General features: G+C 69.0%; 18 protein-coding genes. 12 read left to right on the top strand and 6 right to left on the bottom strand.

The annotated features are described in order from the left end of the window. The first annotated feature begins 1 nt into the window (after window position 1). From LHU95_RS02665 to LHU95_RS02690, 6 genes are read left to right on the top strand one after another with little or no spacing between them, the layout of a single operon-like run. Window positions 2-976: an ABC transporter permease gene (locus LHU95_RS02665; protein ID WP_248709832.1), complete on the top strand. Its 975-nt coding sequence runs from the start codon at window positions 2-4 to the stop codon at window positions 974-976. Further along, window positions 973-1881, top strand: a complete 909-nt coding sequence (locus LHU95_RS02670; protein WP_248709833.1) for an ABC transporter permease — start codon at window positions 973-975, stop codon at window positions 1879-1881. Before LHU95_RS02665 ends, LHU95_RS02670 begins: the two co-directional genes overlap by 4 nt. Next, window positions 1878-2855, top strand: a complete 978-nt coding sequence (locus LHU95_RS02675; RefSeq protein WP_248709834.1) for an ABC transporter ATP-binding protein — start codon at window positions 1878-1880, stop codon at window positions 2853-2855. Before LHU95_RS02670 ends, LHU95_RS02675 begins: the two co-directional genes overlap by 4 nt. After that, window positions 2855-3847: an oligopeptide/dipeptide ABC transporter ATP-binding protein gene (locus LHU95_RS02680; protein ID WP_248709835.1), complete on the top strand. Its 993-nt coding sequence runs from the start codon at window positions 2855-2857 to the stop codon at window positions 3845-3847. The genes LHU95_RS02675 and LHU95_RS02680 overlap by 1 nt, the downstream gene beginning before the upstream one ends. 1 nt (window position 3848) lies before the next feature. Next, a complete protein-coding gene (locus LHU95_RS02685) occupies window positions 3849-4520 on the top strand; it encodes a hypothetical protein (RefSeq protein WP_248709836.1) in 672 nt (223 codons plus the stop codon). Next, window positions 4517-5686, top strand: coding sequence for an MFS transporter (locus LHU95_RS02690; protein ID WP_248709837.1), 1170 nt, complete (start codon window positions 4517-4519; stop codon window positions 5684-5686). The genes LHU95_RS02685 and LHU95_RS02690 overlap by 4 nt, the downstream gene beginning before the upstream one ends. 255 nt (window positions 5687-5941) lie before the next feature. Here the strand turns inward: LHU95_RS02690 and LHU95_RS02695 are convergent, their stop codons facing one another. Continuing rightward, entirely contained in the window at window positions 5942-6229 is a 288-nt protein-coding gene (locus LHU95_RS02695) for an usg protein (RefSeq protein ID WP_248709838.1), read from the bottom strand. Between the two features lie 292 nt (window positions 6230-6521). Between LHU95_RS02695 and groES the strand changes: the two genes are divergently transcribed. Then, window positions 6522-6836, top strand: a complete 315-nt coding sequence (gene groES, locus LHU95_RS02700; protein WP_248709839.1) for a co-chaperone GroES — start codon at window positions 6522-6524, stop codon at window positions 6834-6836. Window positions 6837-6937: 101 nt separating this feature from the next. Next, window positions 6938-8584 carry a chaperonin GroEL gene (gene groL / locus LHU95_RS02705; protein ID WP_248709840.1) on the top strand — a complete coding sequence of 549 codons (1647 nt, stop codon included), beginning with the start codon at window positions 6938-6940 and terminating at the stop codon, window positions 8582-8584. A 103-nt stretch (window positions 8585-8687) separates the two neighbouring features. Here groL and LHU95_RS02710 read toward each other — a convergent pair whose 3' ends face one another. The 4 genes from LHU95_RS02710 to hemC are packed head-to-tail and all read right to left on the bottom strand — an operon-like array spanning window position 8688 to window position 12739. Continuing rightward, on the bottom strand, window positions 8688-9938 hold the full coding sequence (locus LHU95_RS02710; protein ID WP_248709841.1) for a heme biosynthesis HemY N-terminal domain-containing protein: 1251 nt from the start codon (window positions 9936-9938) through the stop codon (window positions 8688-8690). Beyond that, entirely contained in the window at window positions 9938-11041 is a 1104-nt protein-coding gene (locus tag LHU95_RS02715) for a hypothetical protein (RefSeq protein WP_248709842.1), read from the bottom strand. Before LHU95_RS02715 ends, LHU95_RS02710 begins: the two co-directional genes overlap by 1 nt. Next, window positions 11038-11733: a uroporphyrinogen-III synthase gene (locus tag LHU95_RS02720; RefSeq protein WP_248709843.1), complete on the bottom strand. Its 696-nt coding sequence runs from the start codon at window positions 11731-11733 to the stop codon at window positions 11038-11040. Before LHU95_RS02720 ends, LHU95_RS02715 begins: the two co-directional genes overlap by 4 nt. A 1-nt stretch (window position 11734) precedes the next feature. Continuing rightward, window positions 11735-12739: a hydroxymethylbilane synthase gene (hemC, locus tag LHU95_RS02725; protein WP_248709844.1), complete on the bottom strand. Its 1005-nt coding sequence runs from the start codon at window positions 12737-12739 to the stop codon at window positions 11735-11737. A gap of 25 nt (window positions 12740-12764) precedes the next feature. On the opposite strand from hemC, the gene tsaD reads away from it, so the two are divergent. Beyond that, the gene (gene tsaD / locus LHU95_RS02730) at window positions 12765-13814 is read left to right on the top strand and encodes a tRNA (adenosine(37)-N6)-threonylcarbamoyltransferase complex transferase subunit TsaD (RefSeq protein WP_248709845.1); all 1050 of its coding nucleotides are present in this window, start codon (window positions 12765-12767) and stop codon (window positions 13812-13814) included. Window positions 13815-13823: 9 nt separating this feature from the next. On the opposite strand, the gene LHU95_RS02735 is transcribed toward tsaD, so the two are convergent. Next, window positions 13824-13982, bottom strand: coding sequence for a hypothetical protein (locus tag LHU95_RS02735; RefSeq protein WP_248709846.1), 159 nt, complete (start codon window positions 13980-13982; stop codon window positions 13824-13826). A 203-nt stretch (window positions 13983-14185) separates the two neighbouring features. On the opposite strand from LHU95_RS02735, the gene LHU95_RS02740 reads away from it, so the two are divergent. The 3 genes from LHU95_RS02740 (at window position 14186) to LHU95_RS02750 (ending at window position 17263) form a co-directional block, all read left to right on the top strand. Then, window positions 14186-15415, top strand: a complete 1230-nt coding sequence (locus tag LHU95_RS02740) for an MFS transporter (RefSeq protein ID WP_248709847.1) — start codon at window positions 14186-14188, stop codon at window positions 15413-15415. 105 nt (window positions 15416-15520) lie between these two features. Then, the gene (locus LHU95_RS02745; RefSeq protein ID WP_248709848.1) at window positions 15521-16171 is read left to right on the top strand and encodes a trimeric intracellular cation channel family protein; all 651 of its coding nucleotides are present in this window, start codon (window positions 15521-15523) and stop codon (window positions 16169-16171) included. An 84-nt stretch (window positions 16172-16255) separates the two neighbouring features. Next, window positions 16256-17263 (top strand): aldo/keto reductase, encoded by a 1008-nt coding sequence (locus LHU95_RS02750; RefSeq protein WP_248709849.1) that lies wholly within the window; start codon window positions 16256-16258, stop codon window positions 17261-17263. Window positions 17264-17365 lie beyond the last annotated feature (102 nt).

Consider the following 17365-nt stretch of genomic DNA (forward strand, 5'->3'; position numbering starts at 1 on the left):
CATGACCGCCTATCTGCTGCGGCGCATTTCCCAATCCGTCCTCGTGCTGATCGCGATGAGCATCATCGTCTTTGTCGGCGTCTATGCGGTGGGTGATCCGGTGGAAATCCTGATCTCCCCCGATGCCGACCAGATGGAGCGCGAGCGCGCCATCCAGGCTCTGGGCCTCGACCTGCCGCTGTGGGAGCAATATGCGGTCTTTGTCTGGCGCGCGCTGCACGGCGATCTGGGCCGCAGCTTCGTCTATAACGAGCCGGCGCTGCAGCTGATCCTGCAGAAGATGCCAGCGACGCTGGAACTCGCCTTCGGCTCCATGTTCATCTCCATCCTGATCGGCCTGCCGCTGGGGATGTATGCGGGGCTCAAGCCCGACAGCGCCGGCTCCAAGGTGATCATGGCGGGCAGCATCCTCGGCTTCTCGCTGCCCACCTTCTGGGTGGGGTTGATGCTGATCATGGTCTTCGCGGTCCAGCTCGGCTGGCTGCCTTCGACCGGCCGCGGGGACACAGCCAGCCTGCTCGGGCTGCAATGGTCCTTCCTCACGGCGAACGGGCTTTCGCACCTCGTCATGCCGGCGGTGAATCTGGCGTTGTTCAAGATCAGCCTGGTGATCCGCCTCACGCGTTCGGGCGTGCGCGAGACCATGCTGATGGATTATGTGAAATTCGCCCGCGCCAAGGGGCTGTCCCCGGCGCGCGTCACCTTCGTGCATGTGTTCAAGAATATCCTGATCCCGGTGGTCACCGTGGTCGGGCTGGAGCTGGGCTCCACCATCGCGTTCAGCGTGGTGACCGAGAGCGTCTTTGCCTGGCCGGGCATGGGCAAGCTCATCATTGACAGCATCAACGTTCTCGATCGGCCGGTAATCGTCGCTTATCTACTGATCATCGTGGTGATGTTCATCACCATCAACCTGATCGTGGACCTGCTCTATTCGGCACTCGATCCGCGCGTGCGGCTGGAGGGCAAGGCATGAGCGACCTGGCTTTGCCTCCCGTGGCGGTGCGGGAGGAAACCCCCTTCCGCCGCTTCGTCTCGGAATTCTTCGCCAGCAAGATCGCGGTAGGCGGGCTGCTGGTCTTCACCATCATCGCCCTGCTGGCGATTTTCGCGCCCTGGATCACGCCGCAAAACCCCTATGACCTGGCGCAACTCGACATCATGGATGGCCGGCTGGAACCGGGCGCGGTGGGTGGTGGTGGCATGGTCCATTGGCTCGGCACGGATGACCAGGGGCGGGACATGCTGTCCGGCATCATCTACGGGCTGCGCATTTCGCTGACGGTGGGCGTCGGCTCAGCCCTGATCGCCTGCCTGGTGGGCGCCTCGCTGGGGCTGCTGGCGGCCTATGCCGGCGGCAAGACCGACAGCCTGATCATGCGCGTGGTGGATCTGCAGCTCTCCTTCCCGACCATCCTCGCCGCACTCATGATCCTGGCCTTCCTGGGCAAGGGCATCACGAATGTGGTGATCGCGCTGGTGGTCGTCGAATGGGCCTATTATGCGCGCACCGTGCGCGGCTCCGCCCTGGTCGAGCGGCGGCGCGAATACATCGAAGCCGCGCAATGCCTCGCTTTGCCCACCTCGCGCATCCTGTTCCGGCATTTGCTGCCGAATTGCCTGCCGCCGCTGATCGTGGTCGGCACCATCCAGATCGCCCGCGCCATCGCGCTGGAGGCGACACTCTCCTTCCTGGGCCTCGGCGTGCCGATCACGGAGCCTTCGCTCGGGCTGCTGATCGCCAATGGCTACGAGTACATGCTGAGCGGGAAATACTGGATCAGCTTCTATCCGGGTATCGCGCTGCTGGTGACCATCGTCAGCATCAATCTGATGGGCGATCATCTGCGGGACGTGTTGAACCCGAGGTTGAAGAAGTGAGCGCCACGCTGGAAGTCCGCAATCTGCGGACGCATTTCTTCACCCGCGCCGGCGTCGTGAAGGCGGTGGATGGCGTCAGCTTCACCGTGGGGCGCGGCAAGGTGATGGGCCTGGTCGGGGAGTCCGGCTCGGGCAAGACGGTCACGGGATTTTCCATCATTGGCCTGGTGGATGCACCCGGCCGGGTGGTGGAGGGGGAAATCCTCTACCAGGGCCGCAATCTCGCCCGGCTGAGCGAGGAGGAGATGCGCAGCCTGCGCGGCAACCGCATCGCCATGATCTTCCAGGACCCGATGATGACGCTGAACCCGGTGCTCCGGGTGGATACCCAGATGATCGAGACGGTGCTGGCGCATGACAAGGTCAGCAAGGACGAAGCCCGCCAGCGGGCGCGCGACGCGCTCGGCATGGTCGGCATCCCATCGCCCGATGAACGGCTGAAATCCTATCCGCATCAATTCTCGGGCGGCATGCGCCAGCGCGTGGCCATCGCCATCGCGCTGCTGCACCGGCCGGAACTCATCATCGCGGATGAACCCACCACGGCGCTGGACGTCACCATCCAGGGGCAAATCCTGGCGGAGGTGCAGAAGCTCGCCGCCAATACCGGCACCAGCCTGATCTGGATCACGCATGATCTCTCCGTCGTCGCGGGTTTGGCGGATGACATCGCCGTGATGTATGCGGGCCGCGTGGTCGAGGACGGCCCGGTTTCCGAGGTGCTGGACCGGCCGCTGCATCCCTATACCCACGGGCTGATCGGCTCCGTCCCCAGCCGCAACAAGCGCGGCGAGCCGCTGCGGCAGATTCCCGGCATGACGCCCTCCCTCCTGAACCTCCCCGTGGGCTGCGCCTTCCGTGCCCGCTGCCCGCGCGCGGACGAGGCCTGCCGCGCGGAACAGACGCTGGAGGAATTGCTGCCCGGCCGCCACGCGCGCTGCGTGCATCCGCATCGTGATGAGGTGCCGGCCTGATGGACACGCCGATCATCGAGCTGCGCAACATCACGAAGCGCTTCGAGAAGAAGCTCGACTTCGCCGGCAAGATCGCCAAGCGGCTGGGGGCTCCCATCCGCGAGGAAATCGTCCATGCCGTGGACGGCGTGAACCTCTCCATCCGCAAGGGCGAGGTGGTGGGGCTGGTGGGCGAATCCGGCTGCGGCAAATCCACGCTGGGCCGTGTGGTCGCCGGCATCCTGCCGCCCTCCGAAGGCACTGTCCTGTGGCGCGGGACGGATGTGAACGCGCTGACCGGGGCCGCGAAGAAAGAGGCGCAGCTGCGCGCCCAGATGATCTTCCAGGACCCTTACGCCTCGCTCAATCCGCGCATGAAGGTACAGGATATCGTGGGCGAGGCGCCGCTGGTGCATGGCATCACCACGCGCTCCGGCTTCGATGAATATGTGGATGAGCAGATCCGCCGCGCCGGCCTCGATCCCGCCTTCAAGAAGCGCTACCCGCATCAATTCTCGGGCGGCCAGCGCCAGCGCATTGGCATCGCCCGCGCACTGGCGGTGAAGCCGGAATTCCTGGTCTGCGACGAGGCGGTGGCGGCACTCGACGTCTCCATCCAGGCGCAGATCCTCAACCTCTTCATGCAGCTGCGCGCCGAGCTCGATCTCACCTATCTCTTCATCAGCCATGATCTGGGCGTGGTGGAGCATCTGAGCGACCGCGTGGTGATCATGTATCTCGGCCGCGTGGTGGAACAGGCGCCGAGCGAGGAGGTCTTTGCCCGCGCTAACCATCCCTACACCGCCTCGCTGCTCTCCGCCGTGCCGCGGATCGAGGCGCGCAAGCGGGTCTTCGCCGTGGTGCAGGGTGAAATTCCCTCCCCGCTCAATCCGCCCAGCGGCTGCCATTTCCACCCGCGCTGCCCGCATGCGATGCCGCGCTGCGGGGCCGAGGTTCCGAAGCTGCGCGAAATCGCGCCCGGGCATTTCTCGGCATGCCACCTGAACGGGTGAGATGCGCGCGGCCTTGCCCCGCCGCTGGTTCTGCGCAGCCGCGCTGGCCGGCTGCGCGCATGAGCCACCCGCCGCGCCGCCCGGCACGATGATCCCGCCCTATTTCGCGCAGTGGGAATCGCCGGAGCTGGTCGAGGCTTTCCTGAACGGGCGCGACGCCGCGACCGACCCGCGCTGGGCCGAATCCGGCGCGGCGGACGCCGCCGAATATGCCCGCTGGGCCGAGCATCTCTGCGGCATGGCCTGCCTGCGCATGGCCATGGCCGCGCGTGGCGAAAGCCTGACCATCCATGATCTGCGCCGCGCCGTGCAGCCGCTGGGCGGGTATGTCGAGGAACCGGGTGGCTTCATCCGGGGGCTGATCTATGCGGGCGCGGTGCGCTGGCTGAATGACCGCGGCATCGCCGCGCGCATCGTGCTGGACGAGCCCATGCCCGCCCTTGGCCGGGGCGAATTCTACATCGCGTCCGTCCATGCCGCGATCCGCACGCCGGAGGTGGAGCCGCCGCGCAAGGGCGGCCACCTGGTGCTGGTCTTCGGCGCGGATGAGGCCGGGCGCTGGCGTTTCCACAACCCCTCGGGCATCGGCGTGGCGCAACAGCGTGACGTGCGGCTCTCGCCCGCGGCCTTCTCGCGCTTTCACGCGGATCGGGGCATCCTCATCCCGTTGTGAACCGCATCTCCGATCGCGCGCTGACCCTTGGCACCGCCCTGACCCAGACCATCGGCTGGGGCACGCTGTTCATTCCATTCGCCTTGATGGTCCAGCCGATGGAGGCCGAGCTCGGCTGGAGCCGGGCAGAAATCAATGGCGCCTTCACCCTGGGCATCCTCATGTCCGGCATCCTGGCGATTCCCGTGGGGCGCTGGGTGGACCGGCATGGCGGGCGCGCGCCCCTGGCCTGGGGCAGCGTGCTGGGCAGCGCCCTGCTGGCCGGTTGGGCGGTGATGGACCAGCTGTGGATGTTCTACCTGCTCTGGTTCGGGCTGGGCATCGCCCATGCCACAGCGCTCTGGGGGCCGGCCATGGCGGTGGTGGTCGCGCTGGCGCGGCAGCCGATGCGCGTCATCACCGCCATCACCTTCATCACGGGTTTCGCCGGAACCATCTTCATCCCGCTGGTGGCCGCCCTGATTTCAGTGATGGGCTGGCGGGGGGCGCTCTGGGCGCTGGCCGGGCTGCAATTGCTGCCGGCCCTGGTGGCCTGGTGGCAATTCGCGGGCGCCGCGCCGGCCATGCCCCCCCAACGCAACCGCGGCGAGGACGCCTTCGCGCGCACGCTGCGCCGCCCGGCCTTCTGGGGCCTGGCACTCTGCTTTGCCGCGCATGCCTTCATCGGCGTCGGGCTCGGCGCGCATCTGGTTCCCCTGCTGCGCGAGGCCGGGCTGCCCGAGGGCAGCGTGATCCTGCTGGTGGCGCTGCATGGCCCGCTGCAGGTGGCGGCGCGTGCCGGGCTCTATGTGGCGGGCGGCCGGGCCTCGATGCGCTGGGTCGGCATGGGGGCGATGCTGCTGCTGCCGCTCGCGCTGCTCTGGCTCGCGGGCGCCCCGGCGACCTTCATCTGGCTGCTGCCCTTCGTGCTGTTCTGGGCCGTGGCGGATGGCTTGCTGACCATTGTCCGCGCGGCGGGGACGGCGGAAATCCTGGGGCGGGATGGCTATGGGGCGGTGACCGGCGCGCTCAGCCTGATCGCGGTTCTGCCGCGCACCCTGGGGCCGATCACGCTGGCGCTGATCTGGCAGGCGAATGGCGGCTACGGGGCAATTCCCTGGTTGCTGGCGGGTGTGGGGTTGCTGGGCGCGGCGAGCTTTTCCCTGGCATTGCGGGATCGCGACTAGGAGCCGCGCGGCCAAAGGGGTGGGTGGCGCGCGCGAGAGGGGCCTCCGGCGGCTGGGGCCATTGGCCCCAGACCCCTTTCGTAGGCAAGCCATGATCAAATCATTGTGACATAACCCATGTAAATGGGGTCTGGGGCCCGCGGCCCTAGCCGCCGGAGGCCCCTTTGTTGGACTGTCACCCGCCTCGTATCGGAACCGGTTCAGCTTCAATGGGCGTCCGGCGAGGTGCCCGCGCCTGCAGCCTTGGCCGGCCGCTCAGTGCAGCAGGAACACGCCGTTGGAATAGCGCAGCTCGGCCGGCTTGATGAGCGAGGCGCTGGCCACGCGCACGGAATGCAGCGCGCCCTCGATCTCGCGCTTCCAGAAGTCCAGGAAGCGGGTCAGCTCCGGGAAGGCGGGTGCCAGGTCATGTTTTTGCCAGACGAAGCTTTGCAGAAGTGCCGGATGATCGGGCAGGTGGTACAGGATCTCCGCCGTGGTCAGCCGCCAGTCCTTCATGTGCTGGGCGGGTTGGCGGATCATGGGGTTCAAGACATCCAGCATCAAGCAGCCTCCTTGGGGTCAATGAAGCCCGCGGAACCGGCTGATCCTCCTGCCGGCCCGTCGCGCGGGCTGGTCGTCTGTCGTCAGGCTGACATGATCGGAAGGGGCTTCGCCAGAAAAATCGTCAGTGATTTCAGGTCATTGGCACTCGCACTCAGAGAGTGCTGCCATTTGCCTTGACTCTCTCCGGGCCCCCGCCTAGGTAGCTGGCACTCCTCGCCAGTGAGTGCCAACAGGCAGCACGCGCGGGGAGGTTCCCATTGCCTGCTCAGACCAGGAGGAAAGAACCCACATGAAGTTCCGCCCCTTGCACGACCGCGTCCTCGTCCGCCGCATCACGGCCGAAGAGAAGACCGCCGGCGGCATCATCATCCCCGACACCGCCAAGGAGAAGCCCCAGGAGGGTGAAGTCCTGGCCGTCGGCGCCGGCACCATCAATGACAAGGGTGAAGTCCGCCCGCTGGACGTGAAGGCGGGTGACCGCATCCTCTTCGGCAAGTGGTCCGGCACCGAGGTCAAGATCGACGGCGAAGAGCTGCTGATCATGAAGGAATCCGACGTGATGGGCATCGTCGAGGCTCCGGCCGCGGCGAAGAAGGCGGCGTGATCCTGAGCGGGATGCGTCAAGGCGAAATCGCTGAAAACGCCGAATCCCGCTCACTTCCGGCTCCTCTCCATCCGCTCTCCACAACATATTGAGGTGATATAATGGCTGCCAAAGACGTTAAATTCGGCGCTTCCGCGCGTGAGCGCATGATCCGTGGCGTGGACATCCTGGCCGACGCCGTGAAGGTGACGCTGGGCCCCAAGGGCCGCAACGTGGTGATCGACAAGTCCTTCGGCGCTCCGCGCATCACGAAGGACGGTGTGACGGTCGCCAAGGAAATCGAGCTGGCCGACAAGTTCGAGAACATGGGTGCGCAGATGGTGCGCGAAGTGGCCTCGAAGACCAACGACACGGCCGGTGACGGCACGACCACCGCGACGGTGCTGGCCCAGGCCATCATCCGCGAGGGTGCCAAGGCTGTCGCCGCCGGCATGAACCCGATGGATCTGAAGCGCGGCATCGATAAGGCCGTGAAGCAGATCGTCGAGGAACTCGAAGCCAAGACGAAGAAGATCACGACCTCGGCCGAAGTCGCGCAGGTTGGCACGCTTTCCGCCAATGGCGAGACCGAGATCGGCGAGATGATCGCTTCCGCCATGGAGCGCGTCGGCAATGAGGGCGTGATCACGGTTGAGGAAGCCAAGAGCATCCAGACCGAGCTCGACGTCGTCGAGGGCATGCAGTTCGACCGCGGCTATGTCTCCCCGTATTTCATCACGAATGCGGAGAAGATGATCGCGGAGATGGATCAGCCCTACATCCTGATCTTCGAGAAGAAGCTCTCTCAGCTCCAGCCGATGCTGCCGCTGCTCGAGGCCGTGGTGCAGAGCGGCCGTCCGCTCGTCATCATCGCCGAGGACGTGGAAGGCGAGGCTCTGGCGACACTCGTGGTCAACAAGCTGCGTGGCGGCCTGAAGATCGCGGCCGTGAAGGCGCCTGGCTTCGGTGATCGCCGCAAGGCGATGCTGGAAGACATCGCGATCCTGACCGGTGGCGAGCTGATCAGCGAAGATCTCGGCATCAAGCTCGAGACCGTCACGCTGGCGATGCTCGGCAAGGCCAAGACCATCCGGATCGAGAAGGAAAACACCACCATCGTTGATGGCGCTGGTGACAAGTCCGCGATCCAGGGCCGTTGCGAGCAGATCAAGGCGCAGATCGAGGAGACCACCTCGGACTACGACCGTGAGAAGCTGCAGGAGCGCCTGGCGAAGCTCGCCGGTGGTGTGGCCGTCATCCGCGTCGGTGGCAGCACCGAAGTGGAAGTGAAGGAGCGCAAGGACCGCGTGGACGACGCGCTGCACGCGACGCGCGCCGCCGTTCAGGAAGGCATTGTTCCGGGTGGTGGCACCGCGCTGCTGCGCGCCAGCACCAACCTGCACACGCTGAAGGGCCTGAACTCCGACGAGCAGGTCGGCATCGAGATCGTCCGCAAGGCCATCCAGGCCCCGGCGAAGCAGATTGCCGCCAATGCCGGCAAGGACGGCGCCGTGGTTGCGGGCGAAGTGCTCCGCAGCGACGTCTGGGAGTTCGGCTACGACGCGCAGCTCGACCAGTACAAGAACCTGGTCGAGGCCGGCATCATCGACCCGACCAAGGTTGTGCGTACCGCGCTGCAGGATGCGGCTTCGGTGGCCTCGCTGCTGATCACCACGGAAGCGATGGTGGCCGAGCGTCCGGCGAAGTCCTCGGCTCCGCAGGGCGGCCCGGGCGGCGGCATGGGCGGCATGGGCGATATGGACTTCTAAGTCCAAACGCCTTGGCGAATGGAAGGGGGCGGCCTGCAAGGGCCGCCCCTTTTTTTGTGTTGCCCGACTTCGGGCGGAGATCGAACCCTGGGCCGCGCCACCTTCAGCGCGCAGCACCGCTCCAGACGATCGCGCCGGCGGTGCCGCAGGCCTGGCAGAGCGGCTTCCATGCATTGTGCTCGGCGCCGCAATGGCCGCAGCGCCACACAGGTTCCAGCGGCGCCTGCGCCGCCTCGCGCAGCCAGCCGGCCTCCCGCTCCCGCGCGGCATCCGGCCCATGCTCTGCCCGCTCCACCTCGCCCAGCAGCGCGTAGCAGCGCCGATCCGCCTGGCCGGTCTCCCGCCAGAGGGTGAGTTCATGCCGGGCGCGGCCGGTCAGTCCGGCATCCAGCGCCACGCGCGCGCGCAGCAACCGGCTTTCCGGATGCGCCATGGTCTGGCGCGTCAATTCATCCACCAGGCGCACCCGGCGGATGCGGTCGGTTTCCAGGGCCAGCAGGGCTTCTGCGATGTCCGGGTGAGGGGCTGCATTCCAGCCCTGTTGCAGCACCCCGCGCGCCCGGCGCGGATGGCCGGCATCCAGCAGCCGATTGGCATGGGCCAGGACCGCGGGCGTGAAGCCGGGTTCGGCGAGGAAGGCCTGGCGTTCCAGTTCCCCCGCCCGCACCGGGTCCCCTTCCTGCCGTGCGGCGGCGAGGCTGAGGGCGGCGCGCGGTGCATCCGCGCCGGACAGCGCCAGCGCCTCGCTCCAATCCTCCCGCCGCCGCGCCACTTCGGAGCGTTCGGCGCGCAGCCATTCGGCCTCGGGCTCCTTCGCCTGGGCCTCGGCGGCGATGTCGCGCGCGGCATCCCAATCGCCACGCGCCTCGGCCTGCCGGAGCAGGCCACGCAGCCCGAGGAAGCGCGCTTCCGGTTGCGCCGCCAGGGCCTCAAAGGCCAGGGTCGCGGCGGGTTCATCACCCTCGGCCCGCGCAGCCTCGGCGGCCAGCAGCAGCAATTGCGGCGTATCGCCCATGAGGCGCCGGGCCCGCGCCACCTCGATGCGCGCTGCATCGGGCCGCCCGGCGGCCAGCGCCACCAGCCCGCGGGTGAGGGCAAGATCCGCCTCCGCCCGGTGTTCCAGATGCAGCCGCAGCCGCCGGCGCTCCGGCCAGGCCAGCAGCCAGGACCAGAGCCGCAGCAGCCCATGCAGCAGCAGAAATCCGCCGATCAGCGCCAGGATGGCCGCGGCGAGCGGCATGCCGATCCAGAGGTCGGCCAGGCGGATTTCGACGCTGCCGCCAAGCTCCGCCAGCCACATGACGCTGGCGAAGCCGGCCAGCAGGACCAGCAGCAGCTTGAGGACCAGCCGCATCAGCCGCCGGCCAGGGCGCGCAAGGCGAAGCGCGCGGCGGCCAGGGCCTGGGCCTCATCCAGCCAGGCGCGCATGCCCTGGCGCAAGCTCTCCGGCAGGCGGCTGAGATGCCCCAGCGCGCCCTCCACATCGCCGGCTTCCAGGGCGCGGCGGGCGCGTTCCACATTGGCCTCGGTCGCGTCGCCCCAGACCACATCCTCGCCCCGGCGAATGGTCAGCAGGCTGTTGAGGCGCGGCAGCGCGCCCTCCTGTGCTGCGCTGCGGGCCTGGCGCAAGGCTTCCTCGAAGCTGAGGCGCAGCGCGGGTTCCGTAGGCGGCGCCAGGCTGGCGAAGCGCGCAAGGGCCGGCGGTGGCGCCTGGCCCAGCCGGCTGAGGGCCGGGGCCAGGGGCTGCCCCGCATCGAGCAGGGCGCGCAATGCATCAATGGCGGCCAGCCGCTCGGTCCGCGCCTCCGCCGCGCCCAGGCGCTGCAGGGCCTGCTCCAGCGGTGCAAGGCGCTGCGCCGCGCTCGCCTCGATGGCGGCAAGGCGCTGCAGCAGCGTGGATTCCAGATTGGTCATCCGCTGGCCCAGGCTGGCCTCGCCCGTCAGGCGGGCCTGGTCCAGTGCGGCCAGCCGGGTGGCCTGCGCCTGTTCCGCCGCCTCGCCAGCGGCCCTGGCCGCGCCGATCCGGCCGGTGAGGCCGGCCTCCAGCGTGGCGAGGCGCTGATCCAGCCGCGCTGCGCCACCTGCGTCCAGCGTGGCGATGGCCTGGCTGATGCGTGCGTTGAGCGTCGCTTCCAGCGCCGCCAGCCGCTCGGCCAGCGCCGCGTCGCCGGCCGCGCGGTTGGCGGCGGTCTGGCGCTCCAGCGCCACCAGCGCGGCCGGATCGCCGGCCGGCCGGTCGCTGAGCAGGCGCAGGGTGGCCTCCGCGGCGGTGAGGCGGATGAGGGCGGCGTCCAGCCGCTCCGCCATGGGTGCGATCCGGTCGGGCTCGGCCGTGGCGATGGGGGCGGGGGGCGGCGCGCGGCCGCTCATCAACCAAAGGATGACCAGGACCAACACGCCCGCCGCCCCCAGCAGCGCCAACCAGGCGGGATCGAGCTTGCGGGGATTGGGGGTCATGGCGTGCCGAGCAACTCCAGAAGATGGTCCTGATCCGGCCGCCGGGCCACGCGGATGCGCCGCCAGGGCAAGGCTTCCAGCGCCAGCGCCACGCGCGGGCTGATCGCCAGCGCCTCGACCCCCGCGACCGAAGCGGTGAGCCCCGCCGCCGAGATCGCCGCAAGGCTACACGCGGCGCTGCGCGGGGAGAAGAACATCGCGTGTGACACTTCACCCCCGAGCAGCGCCCTTGCCGCCGATTCGGGCAATCCGGGGGCCTCGGCGGCCGCATAGACGACGCGCCGGATCACCCGGAAGCCCCGGGCGCGCAGGAGGGCCGTGAGGTCGAGCGAATAGGCGGCGCCGACCGCCAGCAGCAGCGCCCCATCGGCGGGGTCGAGCGTCCTGGCGCATAGGGCGGCCAGGGCCGCGGCATCCCCTTCGGCCGCCCGCACCTGGGCAAAGCCCTGCGCACGGGCCGTCTCAGCCGTGGCGTTGCCCACGGCGAGCACCGGGATGGGCCAGGGCGTCAGCGCGCGGGCGGCGGCGCGGCTGGTCAGCAACAGGGCCTGGGCCCGGGGCGGGTGGGGCAGCGGGCGTGGCGCGAGGCGCAGCGCGGGGGCCAGGATCGGCGTCCAGCCGAGGGTGGTCAGCCGTGCGGCGGTCTCGGCTGCCCCGGGTTCCGGCCGGGTGACGAGGACGCCGCGCGCCATGTCAGCCAAAGATATCGGCCGGGCTCGCGGCCCGCAGCGCGGCGCCCAGCTTGGCACCGAGCTGCGCCGCCTCGCTGGCCGGGCCCTGGATGTGCTGCTTGTGCAGGAAACTTCCATCCTCCCGCGCGACCAGCCCGGTCAGGTGCAGGCGGCCATCGGGCAGCAGCCGCGCATGCCCGCCGATCGGTGTCCGGCAGGAGCCATCCAGCGCCGCCAGCAGGGCGCGTTCGGCGGTCGAGACGCAGGCAGCCTCACGATCCTCAATGCCGGAGAGGAGCTCGCGCAGTTCCACGTCATCGGCGCGGGTGGTGATGCCCACGATGCCCTGCCCGGCCGAGGGCACCATCGCCTCGGGGTCGAGCGCCAGCGCCGCATGATGCTCCAGGCCCAGGCGCCGCAGCCCGGCCAGCGCCAGGAGGCTGGCGGCGACTTCGCCGCGGGCCACGCGGTCCAGCCGGGTTTGCACATTGCCGCGCAGGGTCACGAATTGCAGATCGGGCCGGGCGGCCAGAAGCTGCGATTGTCGGCGCAGCGAGGAGGAGCCGATGACGGCCCCCCGGGGGAGGCAGGCATAGGGGTCGCTGGCATCGGGCGTGCCGCAGCCGGGGCCCAGGATCAGCGCATCCCGCGCATCCTCCCGCCGCAGCGTGCAGGCCAGCACGATGCCGGGCGGCATTTCCGTCTCCAGATCCTTCAGCGAATGAACGGCGAAATCCACCCGGCCATCCAGCAGCGCCTCATGGATTTCCTTCGCGAAGAGCCCCTTGCCGCCGATATCCGCCAGGCGCCGGTTCTGCACCAGGTCGCCTGTCGTGGCGATGGCGTGCTCCTCAAAGGCGTTCACGCCGCGCAGCACCGGGCAGAAGCCGGTGATGATCTCCAGGAAGTGCCGCGTCTGCCACAAGGCGAGGGGGGAGGCGCGGGTGCCCACGCGCAGCGGCAAGGCGCGCATGCGGGAATGCTTGGCCGTGACGGGTTGATGGGGGCTGGACGTGGCGGAAGACATGCGCGCGTCATATAGGGCGCAGGTGATGAACGAAACCCGCACCCCCGCAGATCAGCCGCGCCCGAATCCGGGGCCTGTCCTGGGAATCGAAAGCAGCTGCGACGAAACCGCGGTCGCCGTGCTGGACGGCGCCGGCCGCATCCTGGGCGAGGCGGTCTTCACCCAATCGGCCGAGCATGCGCGGTTCGGCGGCGTGGTGCCTGAAATCGCCGCCCGGGCGCATCTGCAACGGCTGGGCGGCATGGTGCGCGGCGTGCTGGCCGAGGCGGCGCTCTCGCCCGCCGATCTCAGCGGCGTGGCGGCGACGGCGGGGCCGGGGCTGATCGGTGGCCTCATCGTGGGGGCGAGCTTCGGCAAGGGGCTCGCACTCGGCGCTGGCCTGCCTTTCCTGGCGGTGAACCACCTGGAAGCCCATGCGCTGACGGCGCGGCTGCCGGGGCTTTTCCCGCACCCGCCCGCTTACCCGTATCTCCTGATTCTGGTGTCGGGCGGGCATTGCCAATGCGTGGCGGTGGAGGGCCTGGGCCGCTACCGCCGGCTCGGCACCACGCTGGATGACGCGGTGGGCGAGGCCTTCGACAAGGCGGCGAAGCTTCTGGGCCTGCCCTGGCCGGGGGGCGCGCATCTGGAGCGGCTGGCCGCACAGGGCGATGCGCGCGCGGTGAAGCTGCCGCGCCCGCTGCTGGGCCGCGTGGGCTGCGATTTCTCCTTCTCGGGCCTCAAGACCGCCGTGGCCCAGGCGGTCGGCAAGGGGTTCCGGCGTGAGGATATCGCCGCCAGCTTCCAGCAAGCCGTGGCCGCCGTGCTGAGTGACCGCGCGCGCCATGCGGCGGCGATGCTGCCCGAGGCGACGGCCCTGGTGGTGGCGGGTGGCGTCGCCGCCAACCAGGCAGTGCGTGCGGCGCTGGCCGAAGCAACACCGCTGCCGCTGCTGGCGCCGCCGCTGCGGCTCTGCGGTGACAATGCCGTGATGGTGGCCTGGGCCGGGCTGGAGCGGCTGCGCGCCGGGCAGCGCGACCCCCTGGGAATCGCACCGCGTCCGCGCTGGCCGCTGGGCGAACTCAGCCCGCCCTGAGGGAGCCCGTCACTCCGTGGTCATGACGCCCTGGCGCGCCAGGGCGCCGGGGAGGGGGATGCCCTGTACGCCCATGCCATGGCTGGTGATGGCGCTGCCCCAATTCGCCTGGGCCTGGCTGGCCAGAGCAAGGGTGAGGCAGGCAGCGATACAAAGGATCTGGCGCATGATGTCTCGTCCTGGATGGGGTGGCGCCGGATCGTCCCGGCGTCTTGCAGGCATCATGCCCTCTCCGTGTCGCGCCCCGATCGCGCGCCGGGGGTGTTTGCGTCATGTCTGTCGCGTCGCGCGGCATGAAATGGCGGTAAGGCCCAATCCCCCGCATTGACGCCGCCCCGCCCCGCCCTCAATTTCGGTGAATGAGCGAAACCATGCCGGCATCCCATCACGAAGCGGTCCTGTCACCGCGCCGTGACGCCCAGATCTGCGCCCTGATCGGCACGGGCCACTTCCTCAGCCATTTCTACATGCTGTGCCTGCCACCCCTGTTCCTGGTCTGGCGCGCGGAGTTTGACGTCTCCTTCGCCATGCTCGGCGCATCGCTCGCGCTGATGAGCGGCACCACGGCGCTGTTGCAGACGCCGGTCGGCTTCCTGGTGGACAAGCACGGCGCGCGGCGCTTCCTGGTGGGCGGGACGCTGCTGATGGCCCTCTCCATCAGCGCCATGGCCTTCGTGCATGATTTCCGGCTGATCCTGCTGCTTTCGGTGCTCTCGGGCATCGGCAATTCGGTGATCCACCCGGCCGATTACGCCATTCTCGCCGGCTCCATCCGCAAGGAGTTCATTGGCCGCGCCTTTGCCCTGCACACCTTCACCGGCAATCTGGGCTTCGCCCTGGCGCCGCCCACCATCGCGCTCTTGCTGCTGGCGATGGATTGGCGCGGTGCGCTGTTGCTGGTGGGGCTGCTCGGCGTGCCGGTGGTGGGGCTGATCCTCTGGCAATCGCGCATCCTGAGCGACCAGCCCAAGGCGCGCGGCGCCCGCAAGGAAAGCGGTGCCCGGCTGCTGACCAGCAAGCCCATCCTGGCCTTCTTCGCCTTCTTCCTGCTCTCCGCCATGGCGGGTTCAGGCATGACGGCCTTCCTGATCACCGTGCTCGGCAAGCTTTGGGATACGCCGATCGCCGCGGCTTCCCTCGCGCTGACGGGCTATATGGCGGGGGCCACCGGCGGCACGCTGGTGGGTGGCTGGTGGGCGGACAAGAAGGGCGGCAACCTGCTGGGCTTCGTCACCGTGCTGACGCTGTGCGCCATTGCGCTGATCCTCTCGCTCGGCCTCATTCCCTATGAGGAGTGGCTGTTGCCCCTGGTGGCGCTGGTGGCGGGGCTTTGCCTCGGCTCCTCGCGCACGCCGCGCGATGTGATGTTGAAGGAAGCCTGCCCGCCCGGGGAAATCGGCAAGGTCTTCGGCTTTGTCAGCGCCGGCCTGCCGCTGGGCTCCGCGCTGATGCCGGTGCCGATGGGGTTGCTCATTGATTTCGGCCTGACCTGGATGGTGCTGCCGGTGGTGGCCATCCTGCTGGCCCTCTCATTGCTCTGCGCTGGCAGCGCGCGCGCCATGGCGCCGATGCCCAGCCCCAGGGCGCAGCCGGCGGAATAGGGCATCGCCGTTTCCGGCAGTCATGCTTGAATGATGCTGGACGCGCCCAGACACCCCAAAGCCGGAGGCTGTGCCTTGAACCCCCGCGAACGAGACATGCCCTAGGTGACCGGGTTTGACGCCTGGCTCTACTGGATTGACCACGCGGCCATCGCCGTCTTTGCCATTTCCGGCGCGCTGGTCGCTTCGCGCAAGCAGATGGATGCGGTGGGGTTCATCCTGATCGCCATCGTCACGGGCTTCGGTGGCGGCACGCTGCGGGATCTGCTGCTGGGCCGCACGCCGGTCTTCTGGTTGCGCGCGCCGGAGCTGGTGGGCGTTGCGGTGGTCGCGGCGGTGGTGGTGTTCTTCACGGCGCACCGCTTTCAGAATCGCTTTCGCGCGCTGCTCTGGGCCGATGCCGTGGGCCTTTCCATCTATGCCGTGCTGGGGGCCGAAATCGCGCTGCTGGCCGGGGCGCATGCCTGGGCGGCGGTCATCCTCGGCGTGATCACCGCCACCTTCGGCGGCATCGCGCGCGATGTGATCTGCAACGAGATCCCGCTGATCCTGCGCAAGGAGATCTACGTCACGGCCGCCGCCGCCGGGGCAACCATGTTCATCCTGCTGCGGCTGGAGGGCATTTGGCGCGAACCGGCCTTCCTGGCCGGCGCCCTCACCTGCTTTGCCATCCGCGCGGCGGCGATCCAGCTCGGATGGAGCCTGCCGGGGTATCGCGGCCGGCCGGGCCGGGATTATCCTGACCGGGACGGCTGAGGGGCTTTGCCCCCGATGCCCCGGCAGGGTGAAAACCTGCCTGGTTCTCACAAGATCCCGGCACCTCCGGCTGAAGGACAGAGCATGGAATATCGTATCTTGGGGCGCAGCGGCGTCCGGGTCAGCCGGCTTTGCCTCGGCGCCATGATGTTCGGCGGGCCAACCGATGCGGCCACCAGCGCCCGCATGATCGCCACGGCCCGGGAGGCCGGGTTCAACTTCCTCGACACGGCCGATGTCTATTCGCGCGGCGCCTCGGAGGAGGTGGTGAGCGCCGCTCTCGCGGGCACGCGCCATGACTGGGTGCTGGCCACCAAGCTCGGCAATGCGATGGGGGCCGGAGCGAATGAGAAGGGCCTCTCGCGCGCCTGGATGACCCGCGCCGTGGAGGGCAGCCTCAAGCGCCTCGGCACGGACCATATCGACCTGCTGTATCTGCACCGCGAGGATCATGACACCCCGCTGGAGGTCACCGTCGCGGCCCTGGGCGACCTGATCCGCGCGGGCAAGATCCGCGCCTTCGGCCTCTCGAATTTTCGCGCCTGGCGCATCGCGGCCCTCTGCGAGGCCTGTGACCGGCTGGGCGTGGACCGGCCCGTGGCCAATCAGCCCCTCTACCACGCGCTGAACCGCATGGTGGAGGTGGAGGTGCTGCCCGTCTCGGCGCATTACGGCCTTGGCGTCTTCCCCTACAGCCCGCTGGCGCGCGGCGTGCTCACGGCGAAATACAACCCCGAGGCGGCGCCCGAACCCGAAAGCCGCGCCGGCCGCGGTGACAAGCGCATGCTGGAAGCGGAATGGCACCCGGCTTCGATCGCGCTTGCCCAGCGCCTCGCGCAGCATGCGGCGGCGCGGGGGGTGAGTTCGGCGCATCTCGCCATTCAATGGGTGCTGCACAATCCGATGATCACGGGGGCCATCGTCGGCCCGCGCACCGAAGCGCAACTGGCGGATTACATCGCCGCCCTGGACTGCCCCTACACCGCCGCGGATGAGGCGGTGATCAGCGCGCTGGTCTCACCCGGCCATGCGGCCACGCCGGGTTATAACGACCCGGCCTATCGGATCGAGGGGCGGCCGGGCGCGGCTTAGGTCTGGGATAGGGGAGTGGAAGTGGCCTCCGGCGGCTGGGGCCATGGGCCCCAGACCCCATTCGTGTTGTGCCGCGCTGACGATCTCTCTCCCGCTGAGGCG

Origin of the sequence: Sediminicoccus sp. KRV36 (genome assembly GCF_023243115.1) — a bacterium.
Lineage (GTDB): Bacteria > Pseudomonadota > Alphaproteobacteria > Acetobacterales > Acetobacteraceae > Roseococcus.